This window comes from Thauera sp. AutoDN2 (assembly GCF_051280715.1).
Lineage (GTDB): Bacteria > Pseudomonadota > Gammaproteobacteria > Burkholderiales > Rhodocyclaceae > Thauera.
This window is the reverse complement of record NZ_JBNCAR010000004.1, coordinates 62597-80400: the sequence shown is the minus strand read 5'-3', so window position 1 is coordinate 80400 and position 17804 is coordinate 62597. Positions and strand designations below refer to the sequence as shown.

The window sequence follows — 17804 nt, the reverse complement described above, 5'->3', positions numbered from 1 at the left end:
GGACAGCGGGATGTTGATTGGAAAATGTCGCGCAAGGTTAGTCGAATCGCTGGCGCACAGACATCAGGGCCAACCACTACACGGCGGCAAGGACAGGGAGCGGAAGGCATCGGCTAATCCGAATATAATTCCGCGCCAAACAAGAAGGAGACCGCGCATGAAGCACATCACCCCGACCGAGGCGTTCGAACTGCTCCAGTCGAATCCCGACGCCCTGCTGATCGATGTCCGTAGCGAGATCGAATACCTGTTCGTGGGCCATCCGGTCGGTGCCATCCACGTATCGTGGAACGATGGCCCGGACTGGGAGGTGAACCCGAACTTCATCGGCGAAGTGAAGAAGCTCGCGGGCAACGGCGGACACCGGCCGCTGGTGCTGATCTGCCGTTCCGGAAACCGCTCGGAGGTCGCTGGCAAGGCGCTGCTCGAGTCCGGCTTCTCCACCGTTTACAACGTCCTGTATGGCTTCGAGGGCGAGCTCGACACCCAGCACCATCGCAACTCGGTCAATGGCTGGCGCCACGACGGCCTGCCCTGGGAGCAGTGCTGAGCAGGCCCGCCACGATCAGCGCAGGGCCGCCGGCAGGCGCTTCCAGGCGACCCAGGTGAGCATTCCGCAGGCGGCGAACACGGCCATGCCGCCGGCAAGACTCAGCGTGCTCGACCATAGCAAGGGCGCGGTCATCCCCGCCGTCACTGCGTTCAGGCCGATCTGCATGAAACTCTGGCAACTCGAAGCCATGCCACGGCGCGCCGGGAACAGTTCCAGGGCCAGGAGACTCATCGCCGGCATGGCGATCGACATGCCGCAAGCGAACAGGCCGATCGGCAGCACCGATTGCGGCACGCCCGCGGGCAGCATCGCGGAAACTGCCAGGTTGAGCGCAACCGCGACGAACATCAGCCCGAAGCCGGTCGCCACGGTCCGGACCTGTGACCACCGGCCTGCGACACGCTCGGAGAGCAGCGAGCCGATCATCATCCCGGCCACCGCAGGGCCGAACAGCCAGATGAAGCCGCCGCTACCGAGCCCGAGATGCTCGATGATGAACACCGGCGCGGACAGCACATACACGAAGAAACCGTTGAAGTTCAGCGCAATCCCCGCCGCCAGCAACATGAAGGCAGGATGCGCGAAGATCGCGGCATAACCTCGCAGCAGGTGCATGGGATGCAGGGGCTGACGCGCCCCGGCATCCAGTGTCTCAGGCAGGAAGCGCCACACCATCCAGCTCAGCAGGGCACCCAGGACCGCCAGGAACACGAAGATCGAGCGCCACCCCGCGAGCGCGAGCAGACCGGCACCCACCATCGGCGCCAGCGCAGGCGCCAGCGCAAAGATGAGCATCACCCGCGACATCAGGCGCTGCGCCTGCGGCCCCTCGTGCAGGTCGCGCACCACGGCCCGGCCCACGACCACGCCTGCGCCACCGCTGACGCCCTGCAGCGCCCGGCCCAGCCACAGCCATTCGATGCTCGGCGCCAGCGCACAGATCAGTGAAGCCGCGGAGAACACCAGGGTCAGGACCAGCAGCACGGTGCGCCGGCCGAAGCGGTCCGCAAGCGCACCGTGCCAGAGCACCATCAGGGCCAGCGCAGCCATATACACGGTGAGCGTCTGCTGCACCTCGAGCTGGGTCGCCCCCAACCCTGCAGCAATCTGCGGGAATGCGGGCAGGTAGGCGTCGATCGCAAACGGACCGATGGCGGATAGCATCGCCAGCATGAACGCGAGGCGATCGAGGGACGGATTCTGTTTCATCTCTGCCTTGTGGGCGGTCGCCACGCGCCCAGGAAGGGCAAGCGCACCGGCGCATGACCGGACACCGTTGCAAAGCGCGGTGTTCCGGCCCGGCAGCCGGTTCAGCACGCGCCTCAACGACTCTCTAGGCTGCGCCGATACTGGATCGCCTCGGCGATCTGCGTGGTGCCTGGACGCTCGGCGCCGGCCAGGTCGGCCAGCGTGCGCGCCACGCGAAGCACGCGATGATACGCTCTCGCCGACAGTTTCAGGCGCTGCATGGCCTGGCAGAGCAGGCGCTCGCCGTCTGCATCGGGCTGGCAGTGCTCCACCACCTCGCCCGCACGGAGCAGGGCGTTCGCGCTCCCCTGGCGTGCGAGTTGCGCTGCGCGCGCCGCGTGTACCCGTTCGCGAACCACGCTGGAGCGCTCGCCCTGCGGGCTGCGCACGAGCACCTCGGGCTCGACCGCCGGCACCTCGACGATCAGATCGATGCGGTCGAGCAGCGGGCCGGAGAGCCGCGCGCGATAGCGGGCGATCTGCTCGGGCGAGCATCGGCAGGCGTGCAGCGGGTCGCCATGGTGACCGCAGGGGCACGGGTTCATCGCCGCGACGAGCTGGAAGCGCGCCGGAAATTCAGCCCGCCTGCGCGCCCGGGACACCGTGATCGAGCCCGTCTCCAGCGGCTCACGCAAGGATTCGAGTACGCGCCGGTCGAACTCCGGGAGTTCGTCGAGGAACAACACGCCCCTGTGCGCCAGCGAGATCTCGCCCGGTCGTGGCACCGCACCGCCACCGACCAGGGCCGCCGCCGAGCTCGAGTGATGCGGCGCACGGAAGGGGCGCTGCCCCCAACGACGGACATCGAACTCACCCTCGATCGAGGCGACTGCCGCCGCCTCCATCGCCTCCTCCTCGCTCATGGGGGGAAGGACGCCGGGAAGGCGTTGCGCGAGCATGGACTTCCCGGTGCCCGGTGGCCCGAACAACAGCAGCGAATGCCCGCCCGCCGCCGCCACCTCGAGCGCGCGGCGAGCCTGCAACTGGCCGCGGACCTCGGCCAGATCCGGGGCGCCGTCGTCCACGCGTTCGGGCAGAACGTCCGCCTGCCAAGGCTGCAGCGCAGCGTGTCCGTTCAGGTGCGCACACACCGCAAGCAGGTCCGCTGCGGGCAGCACCTCCAGCCCCCGTGCCAGCACGGCCTCGGGCGCATTGGCCGCGTGCAGCAGCAGACCGCGCCCGGCGCGGGCCGCAGCCAGTGCCGCGGCCAACACGCCACGCACCGGCCGCAGCTCGCCGGTCAGGGACAACTCGCCGCAGAACTCGAATGCTTCGATCCGGCCCGCGGCAACCTGGCCCGAGGCCACAAGGATGCCGACCGCGATCGCGAGGTCGAAGCGCCCCCCTTCCTTGGGCAGGTCTGCAGGCGCGAGGTTGACCGTGATCCTTCGCTGGGGAAACTCGAAGTGGGAGGACTGGATCGCCGCCCGAACGCGATCGCGAGCCTCACGGACCTCGGTGTCCGGCAAGCCCACGAGACTGAATGCCGGCAGGCCGTTGGCGAGGTGGACCTCGACCGTGACCTCGGGCGCGGCAAGCCCTTCCAGCGCGCGGGTGCGCACGAGCGCGAGCGACATGGATATCTCCAGACCGGGTGGGGCGCCAGTCTAGCGGAGATACCACGCATGACAAAAGAGAATATTCAGGACAAATGAATGCTGCTGCCTGAATGCACTGCGACCGGGGCATTCAGGGCCACGGGGTTGAGCGGCTCTTCGCGGCGCGCCACCCGCGCCAGGGCTGCGCAGGCTTCAGGACTTGCCACCTTGGCCAAGCCGGGCCTCGAGTTCCACGACACGCGCCTCGAGCTCGGCAAGCTTCTGCCGTGCATGCGCGAGCACTTCGCGCTGCACCTCGAATTCCTCGCGGGTGACGAGGTCGAGCTTGCCGAAGGCGCTTCCGAGCATGGCCTTGGCATTTTTTTCGATGTCGCGCACCGGGCTGTTCGCCGCGATTTCCGAAAGCTTTGCGCCGATTTCGTCGAGGAAGCGGGGAGTGCTCATGATCGCCTGCAGAGAGGTTGGAAAACGGCCGGAAGTCTAGCATGCGCACGCGCTCGCACCGGAATCGCCCCAGGCGAGCGCGTGATGCACCGCAACGGTGCATCACGCGCCGATTCTGTGCCCGAATTCATGGCGCACCGCAGCATCACACCCCTGCAGGATCTCTGAACCCCTTTATCTATAGGGCTTTGAGAGACCTGGCACGCTGTCTGCTTAGGATGGCTCGTCAGACCTTCCGACACCTCTCCCAAGGAGCAGATCATGAAAAAGACCCGTGCCGTTGCAACGCTTGCCACCCTCCTCGCTGCCCTCCCGTTCGCGGGTAGCGCCCAGGCCGAGGAGAGCCCGTTCAGCGCCAACCTCAGCCTGGTGTCCGATTACGCCTTTCGCGGTTTCAGCCAGACCGACGAGCGCCCGGCACTGCAGGGAGGGTTCGACTATGCACACGCGAGCGGCTTCTATGCCGGGTTCTGGGCGTCGAATGTCTCCTGGCTGTCCGATGCGTCCACCGATGTCAGCAACAGCCTCGAGACCAACCTGTACGCCGGGTACGCGGGCGAAGCCGGCCCGATCGGCTACGACGTGGGCCTGCTGCAGTACTACTACCCGGGCAGCTACGGCGCAGCCTATCGCGCCAGCAGCGAGAAGCCGCATACGCTCGAAGGCTACGTCGGACTGTCGTGGGAGTCCCTCTCCTTCAAGTACTCGTATGCGTTCAGCGACCTGTTCGGCTATTCCGATTCCGACGGCAGCCAGTACTTCGATCTCGGCGCGTCGTTCGACATCGGCTATGGCGTCACCCTCGGCGCACATGTCGGCTACAGCGACATTCGCGGCCAGGACAACTACACCGACTGGAAGCTCGGCCTCAGCAAGGAATACGGTGGCTTCGAGTTCGGCCTGCATTACGTGGATACCGACGTGAAGAACACGGATCTCGCCGACGAGCGCGTGATCCTGTCGATCAGCAAGAGCTTCTGAGCCCTTCCATCCGGAACCGGAGACATCCATGAAATTCATCGCAGCCATCATCAAGCCCTTCAAGCTCGACGAAGTGCGCGAGGCGCTTTCCGCGATCGGCGTGCAGGGCATCACCGTCACCGAGGTCAAGGGCTTTGGCCGCCAGAAGGGGCACACCGAGCTCTACCGGGGCGCCGAATACGTCGTCGATTTCCTGCCCAAGGTGAAGGTCGAAGCCGCCATCCCCGACGACATCCTCGACCAGGCGATCGAAGCCATCGAGAAATCCGCCGCCACCGGCAAGATCGGTGACGGGAAGATCTTCGTGTTCGAACTCGAACAGGCCATCCGCATCCGCACCGGCGAGACCGGCACGGACGCGCTGTAAGGGAGACCCGCAAAATGACCAAGCTCCTCACCTACCTACCGGCCGCGACCCTGCTCGCCGGCCTATCCGGCGGCGCGTTCGCCCAGGAGGCCGCTGCCGCCGCGGTCGAGGTCAACAAGGGCGACGTGGCGTGGATCATGACCGCCACCCTGCTGGTGCTGATGATGGCACTGCCCGGCCTGGCGCTGTTCTACGGCGGCCTGGTGCGCGCCAAGAACATGCTCTCGGTGCTGATGCAGGTGATGACCGTGTTCTCGCTCAATGCGCTGCTGTTCGCGATCTACGGCTACAGCCTGGCCTTTACCGAGGCGAGCCCCTTCATCGGCTCGCTCGACAAGGTCTTCCTGTCCGGGGTGACGATCGACTCACTGGCGGATACCTTCACCGAGACCGCGAAGCTGCCGGAGTTCGCCTTCATCGCCTTCCAGGCCACCTTCGCCGGCATCACCGGTGCGCTGATCGTGGGTGCCTTCGCTGAACGCATGAAGTTTTCCGCGGTGCTGATCTTCTCGGTGATCTGGTTCACGCTGTGCTACCTGCCGATCTGCCATATGGTGTGGGGCCCGGGCGGCTACCTGCTGGAGGATGGCGCGCTCGACTTCGCCGGCGGCACGGTGGTGCACATCAACGCGGGTATCGCCGGCCTGGTGGGTGCCTACATGGTGGGCAAGCGCATCGGCTACGGTCGTGAGGCACTCGCGCCGCACAGCCTGACCCTGACCATGGTCGGTGCCTCGCTGCTGTGGGTGGGCTGGTTCGGCTTCAACGCCGGCTCCAACCTCGAGGCCACCGCGGGCGCCGCACTCGCCTTCATCAACACCCTGCTCGCGACGGCTGCTGCAGTGCTGGCCTGGTCGCTGGGTGAGGCGCTGCTCAAGGGCAAGCCCTCGATGCTCGGTGCGGCCTCGGGCGCGGTCGCCGGCCTGGTGGCGATCACCCCGGCCTGCGGCTCGGTGGGCCCGATGGGCGCGATCGTGATCGGCACGCTCTCAGGCTTCATCTGCATCTGGGGGGTAAACGGCCTCAAGCACATGCTGGGTGCGGACGACGCGCTCGATGTGTTCGGCGTACATGGCGTGGGCGGCATCGTCGGCGCGATTCTGACCGGCGTGTTCGCAGCACCCGGCCTGGGCGGCACCGGCGGCGAGGACTTCTCCATCGCCTCGCAGGTGTGGATCCAGACCTGGAGCGTGATCGTGACCATCGTGTGGTCGGCAGTGGTCGCCTTCGTCGCCTACAAGGTCGCAGATCTGCTCGTCGGCCTGCGCGTGCCGGAAGAAGAGGAACGCCAGGGTCTCGACATCACGGCGCACGGCGAAACTGCCTACCGCTACTGAGCATCCGCCCGGAGCCATACTCCTCTGGTTCCGGTTCGCGCGGCGCCCTTCGGGGCGCCGTTTTTTCGTCTACCTGCCGCACGGGACAGCGCACACGGAAGCACCTCCATGCGGGGCCACCCCGCAGGAGATGAATTCAGTGCCTCATGAATCGGCCTGCGCGGCGGCATGCACTGCAAGCCATACCGCATCCGCGGATGTGGATGCGACCCGGTGCCGGCGATGTGCGGAGATAACGAGCCAGTCGCCCGCCTTCAGCGTCACGGGCTCCCCCCCTTCAAACATCAGTACGGCTGTGCCACTGAGCAACGCCACCCACTCCTCCTCGTCCTGGTCGTACCAGTCTCCCGGCGCACTCGCATGGCCCTGCGAGACGATACGCTCAATGCGGCAGGCGGCGGATGCGAACAGGGTCTGGAAGATCTCGCTGCCGGTCGGCGACGGCAGCCCGGAGAAGAGATTGCCACGCCCGGCGGTGGACGCTGCGTCGTTCATCCCCAGCTCACGAAACGATGTACGCCGCCGAGCCGGTGGCCAGCAGCTTCCCGTCCGCGCCGAGGAAGCTCATCCGCGTCGAGGCGACGCGCGAGCCCAGGCGCAGCACCTCAGCCTCCATGCGGAACGCGTCACCGATCCCGGGACGCAGATAGTCGATGCGCAGGTCGATGGTACCGAGCTTGGAGAAGCGATGCAGACGCTGGAGGGGCGGCTCATCGAGGTGGCGCGCGCCGATCGCCGTCATCACCGCCAACCCGCCCATGGCATCCAGGCACGCGGAGATCACGCCGCCGTGAATACGGTTGTGCAGATAATGACCTACCAGTTCGGGGCGCATTTCGATCCGCCCGGTGGCGCGCACACCGTCGACCTCCTCGATCTGCAACCCCATCAGCGCATTGAAGGCGATCTTGTGCTCGAAGATCTCGCGTACTCCGGCGATGAACTCCGGTTCGAACTGCACCGGCCCCTCTGGCGCCATGGCGTGTTTCGGCATGCTTGTCCTCTCCTTTGCAAAAAAATCGAGCCCCGGGACGCGGCGGGCACGCCCCGGGGCTCAGTGCGCAATCTTACAGGCTCAGACGCGCTCGAAGATGCCCGCCGCCCCCTGACCCATGCCGACACACATGGTCACCATGCCGTAGCGCAGGCTGTTGCGGCGCAGTGCATGAACGACGGTGGCTGCACGGATGGCGCCCGTGGCGCCGAGCGGGTGGCCGAGCGCGATCGCGCCGCCCATCGGGTTCACCTTCGCCGGATCCAGCCCCAGGCTGTTGATCACCGCCAGGGACTGCGCGGCGAAGGCCTCGTTGAGCTCGATCCAGTCGAGATCGTCCTGCTTCAGCCCCGCGGCCCGCAGCGCCGCAGGAATCGCCTCGATCGGGCCGATGCCCATGATCTGCGGCGGCACACCGCGCGCGGCATGGCCGGCGAAGCGCGCCAGCGGCGTGAGCCCGAAGCGCCTGACCGCCGCCTCGCTCGCCAGGATCAGCGCGCCGGCGCCGTCCGAGGTCTGCGAACTGTTGCCGGCGGTGACCGTGCCCAGCCCGGTGGGGCTGAGGTCGGCGCGGCGCGGGGTGGCGAACACCGGACGCAGCTTCGCGAGGCCTTCCAGCGAGGTGTCGGTGCGCGGGCCTTCGTCCAGATTCACGGTGCGGGTGGCTGTGTTCACCTGGCCGCTGGCCAGATCCAGCCGGTGCTCCGTCACCCCGATCGGGGTGATCTCGTCCGCGAACAGGCCCGCAGCCTGGGCAGCGAGCGCACGGCGGTGGGACTCCACCGCAAACGCGTCCTGCGCCGCACGCGACACCTTCCACTGTTGCGCCACCTTCTCGGCGGTGAGGCCCATGCCGTAGGCGATACCGTAGTCGTCGATGTCCTCGGTGTTGGCGAAGATGCTCGGCGACAGGCTGGGCGTGTTGCCCATCATCGGCACCATACTCATGCTCTCCACGCCGGCGGCGATCATCACCTCCGATTCACCGACGCGGATGCGGTCGGCTGCCATCTGCACGGCGGACAACCCCGAGGCGCAAAAGCGGTTGACCGTGATGCCGCCCACGCTCTTGGGCAGGCCGGCAAGCACCGCGCCGACGCGCGCCACGTTGAGACCCTGCTGCGCCTCGGGGATGGCGCAGCCGCAGATCACGTCCTCGATAGCAGCCGGGTCCAGGCCCGGCACCTGCGCCAGCGCCGCGCGCAGCACCTGCGCGAGCAGGTCGTCCGGGCGAGTGTTGCGGAAGAAGCCCTTGTGCGACTTGCCGATCGGGCTGCGCGTGGCCGCGACGACGTAGGCGTCCTGAAGCTGTTTCATGTCGTGGATCTCCGCGGAATCAGTTGCGCAGCGGCTTGCCGCTGTCGAGCAGGGCCAGGATGCGGGCCTGCGTCTTGGGATGGACGATGAGGCCGCAGAAGGCCTCGCGCTCGAGCTTCATCAGATAGGCCTCGTCGACCAAGGTGCCGGCCTCGACCTCGCCGCCGGCAAGCACATGCGCGATGCGGCTGGCGATGTGGAAGTCGTGCGCGGTGATGAAGCCGCCGTCGCGCATGTTGACCAGCTGGCCGAGGATGGTGGCCCTGGCCGAGCGCCCGGCGACCGGGAACAAGCGCGCGAGCGGCGGACGGTAACCGGCGCGCGCCATCGCCTGCGCCTCGCCGATGGCGACGAAGAGCAGTTCGTCGCGGTGGGCGACGACGAGATCGCTGTCGAGCAGATAGCCGAGCTTGCGGCTCTCCAGGGCACTGGTGCCGACCGTGGCCATGGCCGCGGCCTTGAAGCCTTCGGACAGGAAGGGCAGCAGGTCCGTCCCGGTGCTGGTACGTGCGTTCTCGGCGGCGCGGCGCGCGATGTAGGTGAGGCCACCCGCGCCCGGGACGAGGCCGACGCCGACCTCGACCAGGCCGATGTAGCTCTCCATGTGGGCGACGCGGCGCGCGCAATGCACCAGCAGCTCGCAGCCGCCGCCGAGTGCCATGCCGCGCACCGCGGCGATGGTGGGCACCTGGGCATAGCGCAGCTTGAGGAAGACGCGCTGCATCTCGGCCTCAGCGGCTTCGATCGCTTGTACGCCCGCGGTGGCGAAGGCGGGCAGCGTCGCCTGCAGATCGGCACCGACCGAGAAGGGCTCGTCGCCCGACCACACCACCAGGCCCGCGAAGCGCGCCTCGGCCTCGTCCACCGCACGCGACAGGCCCGCAATCACCGCCGGGCTGATGGCGTGCATCTTGGTCTTGATGCTGGCGATCAGCACATCATCGAGGCCGCTGCGACCCAGCGTCCACAGCCGGATCGCCTCGTCCTCGAATACCGTGGCACCGGCATTGCGCCAGTCTTCACCCCCCTCTCCGAACACGCGCTCGCGGAAGAGCTGGCGCGCATGCACAGGTAGCGCACGCGCCGGCTCGAAACGCGCCCTGGTCGGGTTCCACGAGCCTTCGGGCTGATGCACACCGCCGCGCTCGGCGACCGGCCCCTCGAACACCCAGGCGGGCAGCGGCGCGGCGCACAGTGCGACACCGGCGTCGATGTCCGCCTGCACCATGCGGGCGACCTCCAGCCAGCCCGCTTCCTGCCACAGCTCGAAGGGCCCCTGCTGCATGCCGAAACCCCAGCGCATCGCCTGATCCACGTCGCGCGCGGTGTCGGCGATGGTTTGCAGGTGCAGCGCAGCGTAGTGGAAGCCGTTGCGCAGGATCGCCCACAGAAAGCGGCCCTGCGGCCCTTCGGCTTCGCGCAGCAGGCGCAGGCGCTCGCCGGCCGGACGCTTGAGCATGCGGCCATAGACCGCATCGGCCTTCTGCCCGGCGGGCACGTAGTCGTCGCGCGCCAGGTCGAAGCGCAGCACTTCGCGCCCCTGCTTGCGGTAAAAGCCGGCCTGGGTCTTCTGGCCCAGATGCCCTTTTTCGAGCAGGGCCTGCAGCACCACGGGGGTGGCAAAGCTGGACTGGAAGGGGTCGCTTGCAGCCGGGAGCTGGGTCTGCATGGTGCGGATCACATGCGCCAGCGTATCCAGACCGACCACGTCGGCGGTACGGAAGGTGCCGCTGGCTGCGCGACCGAGGCGCTTGCCGGTGAGGTCATCGACCACATCGGCGCTGAGCCCGAAGCGCTCGGCCTCAGCCATGGTGGACAGCATGCCGGCGACGCCGATGCGGTTGGCGACGAAGTTGGGTGTGTCCTTGGCGCGCACCACGTTCTTGCCGAGCGTGGAGGTAACGAAAGCTTCCAGGCTGTCGAGCACCTGCGCCGCGGTGCCGGCAGTGGCGATGAGTTCCACCAGCGGCATGTAGCGCGGCGGGTTGAAGAAGTGGATGCCGCAGAAACGGGGGCGCAGTTCCACCGGCAGCGGCTCGGCGAGCTGGCCGATGGCCAGACCCGAGGTATTGCTGGCGAGGATCGCGCCTTCGGCGAGGTGCGGTGCGATGCGGGCGTAGAGCGCATGCTTCCAGTCCATGCGCTCGGCGATCGCCTCGATGACGAGGTCGCAGCCCTGCAGCAGCTCGAGGTGCTCGTCGTAGTTGGCCGGGCGGATCAGTTCGGCATCCTCGGCTACGCCGAGCGGGCTGGGTTTGAGCTTCTTGAGGCCGGCGATGGCCTGGCGCGCGATGGCGCTCTTGTCCGCGCCGTCCTTGGCGAGGTCGAACAGGATGACCGGCACCTTGACGTTGACCAGGTGGGCGGCGATCTGCGCCCCCATGACGCCGGCGCCGAGCACGGCCACGCGCTTGATGATGAATCGGGACATAGGTGAATCCTTGCGATGGGAGCGGGGCGCGCCCGGGACGACGTTCGCCGGCCGGAAGGTGGGCCGTGCGAGCGAAGCCCCGGTGTGCGCACCCCGGGCTCGGTTGTCAGGCCAGCGCCGCGTCGGTGTCCATCAGTGCCGCACTGCCTGTGCGCGCGGTGCGCATCAGCATCGCGGTCTCGGGGAACAGGCGGGCGAAGTAGAAGCGCGCGGTCTGCAGCTTGGCGGTATAGAAGGGGTCGGAGCTGCCGGCTGCGATCTTCTTCAGCGCCACCGAAGCCATCAGGGCGAAGAAGTAGCCATACACCAGATGACCCGCCACGCGCAGGTAGGGCACCGCGGCAGCGCCCGCCTCGTCCGGGTTCTGCAGGGCCTTGAAGCCGATCTCGGTGGTGAACTTGCTCATCTGCTCACCGAGTTGGGCGAGCGGGTTGATGAACTCGGCCATCTTCTCGTTGACGCCCTCCGCTTCGACCAGCACCCCCACCAGGCGAGCGAATTTCTTCAGCGTGGCGCCGTTGTTGCCGAGCACCTTGCGGCCGAGCAGGTCCAGGCTCTGCACGGTGTTCGTGCCCTCGTAGATCATGTTGATGCGGGCATCGCGCACGAACTGCTCCATGCCCCACTCCTTGATGTAGCCGTGACCGCCGAACACCTGCATGCACTCGTTGGTGGCGACAAAGCCGTTGTCGGTGACGAAGGCCTTGGCGATCGGGGTCAGCAGCGCGAGCAGCTCGGCGCTGTCGTGGCGCACCTTCTCGTCCGGGTGGTGCAGCTCCTTGTCCGAGAGCACCGCGCAGAAGCACAGCAACGCGCGCGCGCCTTCCGCATAGGCCTTGGCGGTGAGCAGCATGCGGCGGACGTCGGGGTGCACAATGATCGGGTCGGCCGGCTTGTCCGCCGCCTTCGGGCCGGTGAGGCTACGCATCTGGATGCGCTCCTTGGCATAGGCGAGCGCATTCTGGAACGCGACCTCGGTCAGCCCCAGACTCTGGTTGCCGACCCCCAGGCGGGCAGCGTTCATCATCACGAACATGGCCTGCAGGCCCTTGTTGGGCGCGCCGACCAGGGTACCGATCGCGCCCTCGAGCACCATCTGGCAGGTGGCGTTGCCATGAATGCCCATCTTGTGCTCCAGGCCGCCGCAGTGGATGCCATTGCGCGCGCCGAGCGAGCCGTCGGCATTGATCAGGTACTTGGGCACCACGAACAGCGAGATGCCCTTGCTGCCGCCCGGCGCGTCAGGCAGGCGGGCCAGCACCAGATGCACGATATTGGCGGCGAGGTCGTGCTCGCCGGCGCTGATGAAGATCTTCTCACCGGTGATGCGGTAGGTGCCGTCGCCCTGCGGTTCGGCCTTGGTGCGCAACAGACCGAGGTCGGTGCCGCAGTGCGGCTCGGTGAGACACATGGTGCCGGTCCACTCGCCGCTGGTCAGCCTGGGCAGGTAGGTCGCCTTCTGCTCCGGCGAGCCGTGCGCATGCAGGGCCTCGTAGGCACCGTGCGACAGGCCGGGATACATGGTCCAGGACTGGTTGGCGCTGTTGAGCATCTCGTACAGGCACTGGTTGAGCACAATGGGCAGACCCTGGCCGCCATGTTCGGGATCGCAGGCGAGGGAAGGCCAGCCGCCCTCGACGTACTGCGCATAGGCCTCCTTGAAACCCTTGGGTGCGCTGACCTCGTGGGTGCCGCGATCGAGGGTGCAGCCCTCGGCGTCACCGCTGACGTTCAACGGGAAAGTCACTTCGGCCGCGAACTTGCCCGCCTCTTCGAGGACCGCGTTGAAGGTTTCGACGTCGAGCTCGGCATGCGGCGGGCAGGCCTGAAGCTGGCCAACGGTTTCGAGTACTTCGTGGAGGACGAACTGCATGTCGCGCAGGGGCGGCGTGTACTGGGGCATCGCGGAGGTCTCCTTCGGGTGGAATCGACGGCGGCCGCCAGACGGCGGCCGCAGAAGTAAATCAAACGTTCGTTTTATTTTATCCAGACATAAGCCAATGTCAAACGCTCGTTTGAATCATCGTCGCGACGGCGGGAGAACGAACGATCCGCGCCGTCCAGGTGGCGCAGACGTAAACGCAGAAGGCGACCCCTCGGGGCCGCCTTCTGCGTTCGCGCCACGAATGCGGCGCCGGGCGATACTCAGGCCAGCGGCACGGGCACGCCGGGGCTGACGCAAAGCGAGTGGTTGAGCGCGATGATCGCCTTCCTGTAGTCCCCACGCTCGATGATGAACTGCATGTTCACCTGACGCAGAGTCTGCGAGACGCAGTTTACGTTCACCTGCGCGTCGGCGAGCGCCTGCGCCGCGCGCGCGAGTACGCCGGGGATACTGATGTTGGAGCCGATCGCGCACACGATCGCGCTGTTCTTAACCGTCACCACCTGATAGCGCGCCTCGAGTTCGGCCACCAGCGCAGGCGTGACCGTGTTCTCCCACAGCAGATGGGCGATGGAGTTGGCGTTGGTGGCCTTGAGGATGTAGGAAATCCCGTGCTTGCAGAAGATCTCCATGATGCCGAGGTCGAAGCCGACGGTGCCGACCATGCTGGGGTCGTGGATCTCGACCAGCGTGACCTTGTCGCTGCCGGTCACCATCTCCACGCGCGCACGCTCGCCCACGTAGTCCTTGGTGATCAGCGTGCCCGGATGCTCGGGCTCGAAGGTGTTCTTGAGGCGGATCGGGATGCCGGCCAGTTCCATCGGTTTGGCCGCCTTGGGGTGGATCGCCTCCATCCCGACGTCGGCGAGTTGATCGGCCACGTCGTAGTTGGTCGCCCCCACAACCACCGCATTCTCCAGCCCGACGATGTTGGGGTCGGCCGAGGAGAGGTGGAATTCCTTGTGGATGACCGCCTCGGCCGGACGCACCTCAACCGCGATCTTGCTGAAGGTGACCTCCGAATAGCCGCGGTCGAACTCGCGCATGATGCCTTCGGTGCCCTTGGTGTAGCCGGTGGCGACGATCACGTTGTTCGCGATGTCCAGCCCCTTGAAGCTGTTCTGGATACGCTCGTCGATGGTCCAGGCCTCATCGTCGTGGAAGCCCGCCAAGTCCAGCAGGATCGCATTGACCCCCTTGGCCTTGAGCATCTCGACGCTGTTGAAGGCGCTGTGCGACTCGCCGATCGAGGCCAGCACCTCGCGCGCCGCAAGCAGCACGTCCTTGCGCAGGATGTAGCCGCTGGCGAGTACGTGATGCATCGCATCGAGATACTTCTTGACCTCGCCGATGCGGGTGTCGACGAATGCATCGGCGACGTCCAGCGGCAGGCCGAGATCGGCGAACCCGGCATTGAGCTTCTTGAGACTCACGGCCAGGCCGTTGAGCGCCGCGTGATAGTCCGCCCCTTCTGCGAACAGCGCATAGATGCCCCGCTCGCCGGTCTTCTTGTGCTCCAGAAGCTGATTGGTCACGCCGGAATAGGCGGACACCACGTAAATACGGCCATAGATACGCGCGCTGTCATACAGCATGATGTGGCGCAGCACATCGCCGAAGGCGGACATCGACGTGCCGCCGATCTTTTCAACCGAGATCATCCGTTTTTCCGAACTTTGCATGACGTTCATTCCAGTTATGCCGTGAAACCCTTCCAAATCCGCGATCGTATTGGTTTGTGACGCGCTTGAACATTGCTCCGCCGAGACTCGCCGCGCCAGTCTCCATCCCGCTCAGCGGAACACGATCGTCTTGTTGCCGTGCACCAGCACCCGGTCTTCCAGGTGGTAACGCAGGCCGCGCGCGAGCACCGTCTTCTCGATGTCCTTGCCGTAACGCACCATGTCCTCGACCGCATCCGAGTGATCGATGCGGATCACGTCCTGCTCGATGATCGGCCCCTGGTCGAGGTCGGCGGTAACGTAGTGGCAGGTCGCCCCGATCAGCTTGACGCCCTTGGCCCACGCCTGGTGGTAGGGCTTGGCACCGACGAAGCTGGGCAGGAAGCTGTGGTGAATGTTGATGATCCGGCCGGGGTAGGCGGCACAGAGGTCCGGCGACAGGATCTGCATGTAGCGCGCCAGCACCATGGTGTCGCCACGCACCTCCTCGAAGATGCGCTGCACCTCGGCATAGGCCGCAGCCTTGTTGTCGGCGGTGACGGGCACGTGGTGGAAGGGAATGCCGTGCCACTCGACAAAGCCACGGAAGGTGTCGTGGTTGGAGATCACGCACGGGATCTCGATGTCGAGTTCCTTCGACTGCCAGCGCGCGAGCAGGTCGTACAGGCAGTGCTCCTGCTTGCTGACCAGCACGACCACGCGCTTCTTGACCGCGGAATCGCTGATCTTCCACTCCATCTCGAGCGCCTCGGCAAGCGGGCGGAAGCGCTCACGGAACTCGGCGAGGTGGAAGGGCAGCGAGTCGGCCTTGATCTCGATGCGCATGAAGTAGCGGCCGACGGCCTCGCCGCCCTGCGCCGGCTCGGCGTGCAGCGAGGTCTCGAGGATCCAGCCCTTGTGCTCGGCGATGAAGCCGGAAACCTTGGCAACGATACCGACGCGGTCAGGGCAGGAGGCGGACAGGGTGTAGAAGCGCTCGCGATGCATGGTCTGGATCAGCCGGCGCGGGCGAATGCCTTGTCGATCTCGGCGCGCAGCGCAGTGTAGTCGCGCACCACCGGATACTGCGGAAACTCGCGCACGACGTTTTCCGGCGGGTGGAACAGGATGCCGCCATGGGCCTCACCCAGCATCGCGGTGTCATTGTAGGAGTCGCCCGCGGCCACGACCTTGAAGTTCAGTTCCTTGAAGCGCTTGACGGCCTCGCGCTTCTGGTCGGGCATGCGCAGGTGGTAGTTGACCAGGATGCCTTCGTCGTTGGCCTCGAGGCTGTGGCAGAACAGCGTCGGCAGGCCGAGCTGCGTCATCAGCGGCTTGGCAAACTCGTAGAAGGTGTCGGACAGGATCACGACCTGATAGGTATCGCGCAGGTCATCGAGGAAAGCGCGCGCGCCTTCCATCGGGCCCATGCTGGCGATCACGTCCTGGATGTCGGGCAGCCCGAGCTTCTTCTCCGCCAGGATGTTCAGGCGGTACTTCATCAGCGTGTCGTAGTTGGGCTCGTCGCGGGTGGTGCGGCGCAGCTCGGGAATGCCGGTACGTTCGGCGAATTCGATCCAGATTTCGGGGACCAGCACACCTTCGAGGTCGAGACAGACGATACGCACCGGATGCTCCTGCGGACAAGAATTTGGCGAAGGCGCGATTCTAGCATTCGCCTCCGGCGCGGGCGCGGCGCGGGCAAGCCGCATGCCGGATGTGGACAACTTCTCGCTTCGGGCAAAGTCGCCGTGGCGACCCAGGCCCGCGAATCGGATAATTCTGGCAAATCCAGACCAGACTCCACATGATCAAGCTCATCCCGATCGAGAAGCTCCAGCCCGGCATGTATATCCACGATCTGAACTGCGGGTGGATGGAGCATAACTTTCTGCGCAACCGCTTCGCGGTGAAGTCCGACGAGGACGTCACCAAGGTGCGCGAACTGGGTGTGCACGAGATCTACATCGACACCGCGCAAGGGCTCGATGTCGAGGAGGCGCCGACGCAGGAAGAAGCCGCCCACAACGTGGACGAGGTGCTCGAAGCGATCGCCACCGACGCTGCGGCGCCGGTTCGGCGCGTCTCGGTGCAGCGGGAGGTGGAACGCGCCCGCAACCTTCACAGCGAAGCCAACCGCATCGTGCGCGACATGATGGGCGACATCCGGCTGGGCAAGCAGATCCAGCTCGAGCAGATCGAGCCGCTGGTCGAGCGCATCGTCGACTCGATCTTCCGCCAGCAGGACGCGATGCTGCCGCTGGCGCGGCTCAAGGACCACGACGAATACACCTTCCAGCACTCGGTCTCGGTATGCACGCTGATGACCTCGTTCGCGCGCACGCTGGAACTGCCCCGCGACATCATCCACGAGATCGCCGTCGGCGCCCTGCTGCACGACGTGGGCAAGGCCAAGGTGCCCGACGATATCCTGAACAAGCCGGCCAAGCTCACCGACGCCGAGTTCGTCAAGATGAAGAGCCACGTCGTGCAGAGCAAGATCATCCTGCAGGGCACGCCGGGCATCAGCCAGATCGCGCTGGACGTGGCGGCGCAGCACCACGAGCGCTTCGACGGCACCGGCTACCCGAACAAGCTCAAGGGCGACGAGATCAGCCTCTACGGCCAGATGGGCGCGATCGTCGACGTGTATGACGCGATCACCTCGAACCGCGTCTATCACAAGGGCATGGCGCCCACCGAGGCGCTGCGCAAGCTGCTGGAGTGGAGCAAGTTCCACTTCAACCCGACGCTGGTGCAGGCCTTCATCCGCGCCGTGGGCATCTACCCAACAGGCTCGCTGGTGCGGCTGGAAAGCCGCCGCCTGGCCGTGGTGCAGGCGCAGAACCCCGAGAATCTGATGCAGCCGGTGGTGAAGGTGATCTTCCACACCCGCGGCTACTACCTGACGCCCGAGACGGTGGACCTGCGCCACTCGCAGGACCGCATCGTCGGCCACGAGGACTTCGAAGCCTGGGACATCGACCCCGCGCGCTGGCTGCCGGAATAGGCCATCGGCAGCAGGCT

Annotated in this window: 16 protein-coding genes; 5 read left to right on the top strand and 11 right to left on the bottom strand. The window is 66.3% G+C overall.

Going from position 1 to position 17804, the window contains the following annotated elements:
- Positions 1-157: 157 nt before the first annotated feature.
- Positions 158-550 (top strand): rhodanese-like domain-containing protein, encoded by a 393-nt coding sequence (locus ACPT9U_RS03935; RefSeq protein WP_435749958.1) that lies wholly within the window; start codon positions 158-160, stop codon positions 548-550.
- Positions 551-565: 15 nt separating this feature from the next.
- Here the strand turns inward: ACPT9U_RS03935 and ACPT9U_RS03930 are convergent, their stop codons facing one another.
- The 3 genes from ACPT9U_RS03930 to ACPT9U_RS03920 all read right to left on the bottom strand — a co-directional run bounded on the left by ACPT9U_RS03930 (position 566) and on the right by ACPT9U_RS03920 (position 3804).
- Complete coding sequence (locus ACPT9U_RS03930) at positions 566-1762, bottom strand: multidrug effflux MFS transporter (RefSeq protein WP_435749957.1); 1197 nt, start codon at positions 1760-1762, stop codon at positions 566-568.
- Positions 1763-1875: 113 nt separating this feature from the next.
- Positions 1876-3378 carry a YifB family Mg chelatase-like AAA ATPase gene (locus ACPT9U_RS03925; RefSeq protein WP_435749956.1) on the bottom strand — a complete coding sequence of 501 codons (1503 nt, stop codon included), beginning with the start codon at positions 3376-3378 and terminating at the stop codon, positions 1876-1878.
- Positions 3379-3552: 174 nt separating this feature from the next.
- A complete protein-coding gene (locus tag ACPT9U_RS03920; protein ID WP_418363900.1) occupies positions 3553-3804 on the bottom strand; it encodes an accessory factor UbiK family protein in 252 nt (83 codons plus the stop codon).
- 261 nt (positions 3805-4065) lie between these two features.
- Between ACPT9U_RS03920 and ACPT9U_RS03915 the strand changes: the two genes are divergently transcribed.
- The 3 genes from ACPT9U_RS03915 to ACPT9U_RS03905 are packed head-to-tail and all read left to right on the top strand — an operon-like array spanning position 4066 to position 6489.
- Positions 4066-4785, top strand: a complete 720-nt coding sequence (locus tag ACPT9U_RS03915) for a TorF family putative porin (protein WP_435749955.1) — start codon at positions 4066-4068, stop codon at positions 4783-4785.
- A gap of 28 nt (positions 4786-4813) precedes the next feature.
- Positions 4814-5152: a P-II family nitrogen regulator gene (gene glnK, locus ACPT9U_RS03910; RefSeq protein WP_281050418.1), complete on the top strand. Its 339-nt coding sequence runs from the start codon at positions 4814-4816 to the stop codon at positions 5150-5152.
- 14 nt (positions 5153-5166) lie between these two features.
- Positions 5167-6489 (top strand): ammonium transporter, encoded by a 1323-nt coding sequence (locus tag ACPT9U_RS03905; RefSeq protein ID WP_418363902.1) that lies wholly within the window; start codon positions 5167-5169, stop codon positions 6487-6489.
- A gap of 144 nt (positions 6490-6633) precedes the next feature.
- On the opposite strand, the gene ACPT9U_RS03900 is transcribed toward ACPT9U_RS03905, so the two are convergent.
- From ACPT9U_RS03900 to thrH, 8 genes are all read right to left on the bottom strand, one after another.
- Positions 6634-6984 (bottom strand): cupin domain-containing protein, encoded by a 351-nt coding sequence (locus ACPT9U_RS03900; protein ID WP_435749954.1) that lies wholly within the window; start codon positions 6982-6984, stop codon positions 6634-6636.
- A gap of 7 nt (positions 6985-6991) precedes the next feature.
- Complete coding sequence (locus tag ACPT9U_RS03895; protein WP_418363904.1) at positions 6992-7483, bottom strand: thioesterase family protein; 492 nt, start codon at positions 7481-7483, stop codon at positions 6992-6994.
- Between the two features lie 81 nt (positions 7484-7564).
- Complete coding sequence (locus ACPT9U_RS03890; protein ID WP_435749953.1) at positions 7565-8800, bottom strand: acetyl-CoA C-acyltransferase; 1236 nt, start codon at positions 8798-8800, stop codon at positions 7565-7567.
- A 19-nt stretch (positions 8801-8819) separates the two neighbouring features.
- Positions 8820-11231 carry a 3-hydroxyacyl-CoA dehydrogenase/enoyl-CoA hydratase family protein gene (locus ACPT9U_RS03885; protein WP_435749952.1) on the bottom strand — a complete coding sequence of 804 codons (2412 nt, stop codon included), beginning with the start codon at positions 11229-11231 and terminating at the stop codon, positions 8820-8822.
- A 106-nt stretch (positions 11232-11337) separates the two neighbouring features.
- Complete coding sequence (locus ACPT9U_RS03880; protein ID WP_418363907.1) at positions 11338-13134, bottom strand: acyl-CoA dehydrogenase C-terminal domain-containing protein; 1797 nt, start codon at positions 13132-13134, stop codon at positions 11338-11340.
- A gap of 242 nt (positions 13135-13376) precedes the next feature.
- Positions 13377-14777 (bottom strand): aspartate kinase, encoded by a 1401-nt coding sequence (locus tag ACPT9U_RS03875; RefSeq protein WP_418363908.1) that lies wholly within the window; start codon positions 14775-14777, stop codon positions 13377-13379.
- A gap of 132 nt (positions 14778-14909) precedes the next feature.
- Positions 14910-15785, bottom strand: coding sequence for a formyltetrahydrofolate deformylase (gene purU / locus ACPT9U_RS03870; protein ID WP_435749951.1), 876 nt, complete (start codon positions 15783-15785; stop codon positions 14910-14912).
- Between the two features lie 8 nt (positions 15786-15793).
- Positions 15794-16405 carry a bifunctional phosphoserine phosphatase/homoserine phosphotransferase ThrH gene (gene thrH / locus ACPT9U_RS03865; RefSeq protein WP_435749950.1) on the bottom strand — a complete coding sequence of 204 codons (612 nt, stop codon included), beginning with the start codon at positions 16403-16405 and terminating at the stop codon, positions 15794-15796.
- 179 nt (positions 16406-16584) lie between these two features.
- On the opposite strand from thrH, the gene ACPT9U_RS03860 reads away from it, so the two are divergent.
- Positions 16585-17787 carry an HD-GYP domain-containing protein gene (locus ACPT9U_RS03860; protein WP_435749949.1) on the top strand — a complete coding sequence of 401 codons (1203 nt, stop codon included), beginning with the start codon at positions 16585-16587 and terminating at the stop codon, positions 17785-17787.
- The last annotated feature ends 17 nt before the right edge of the window (positions 17788-17804 follow it).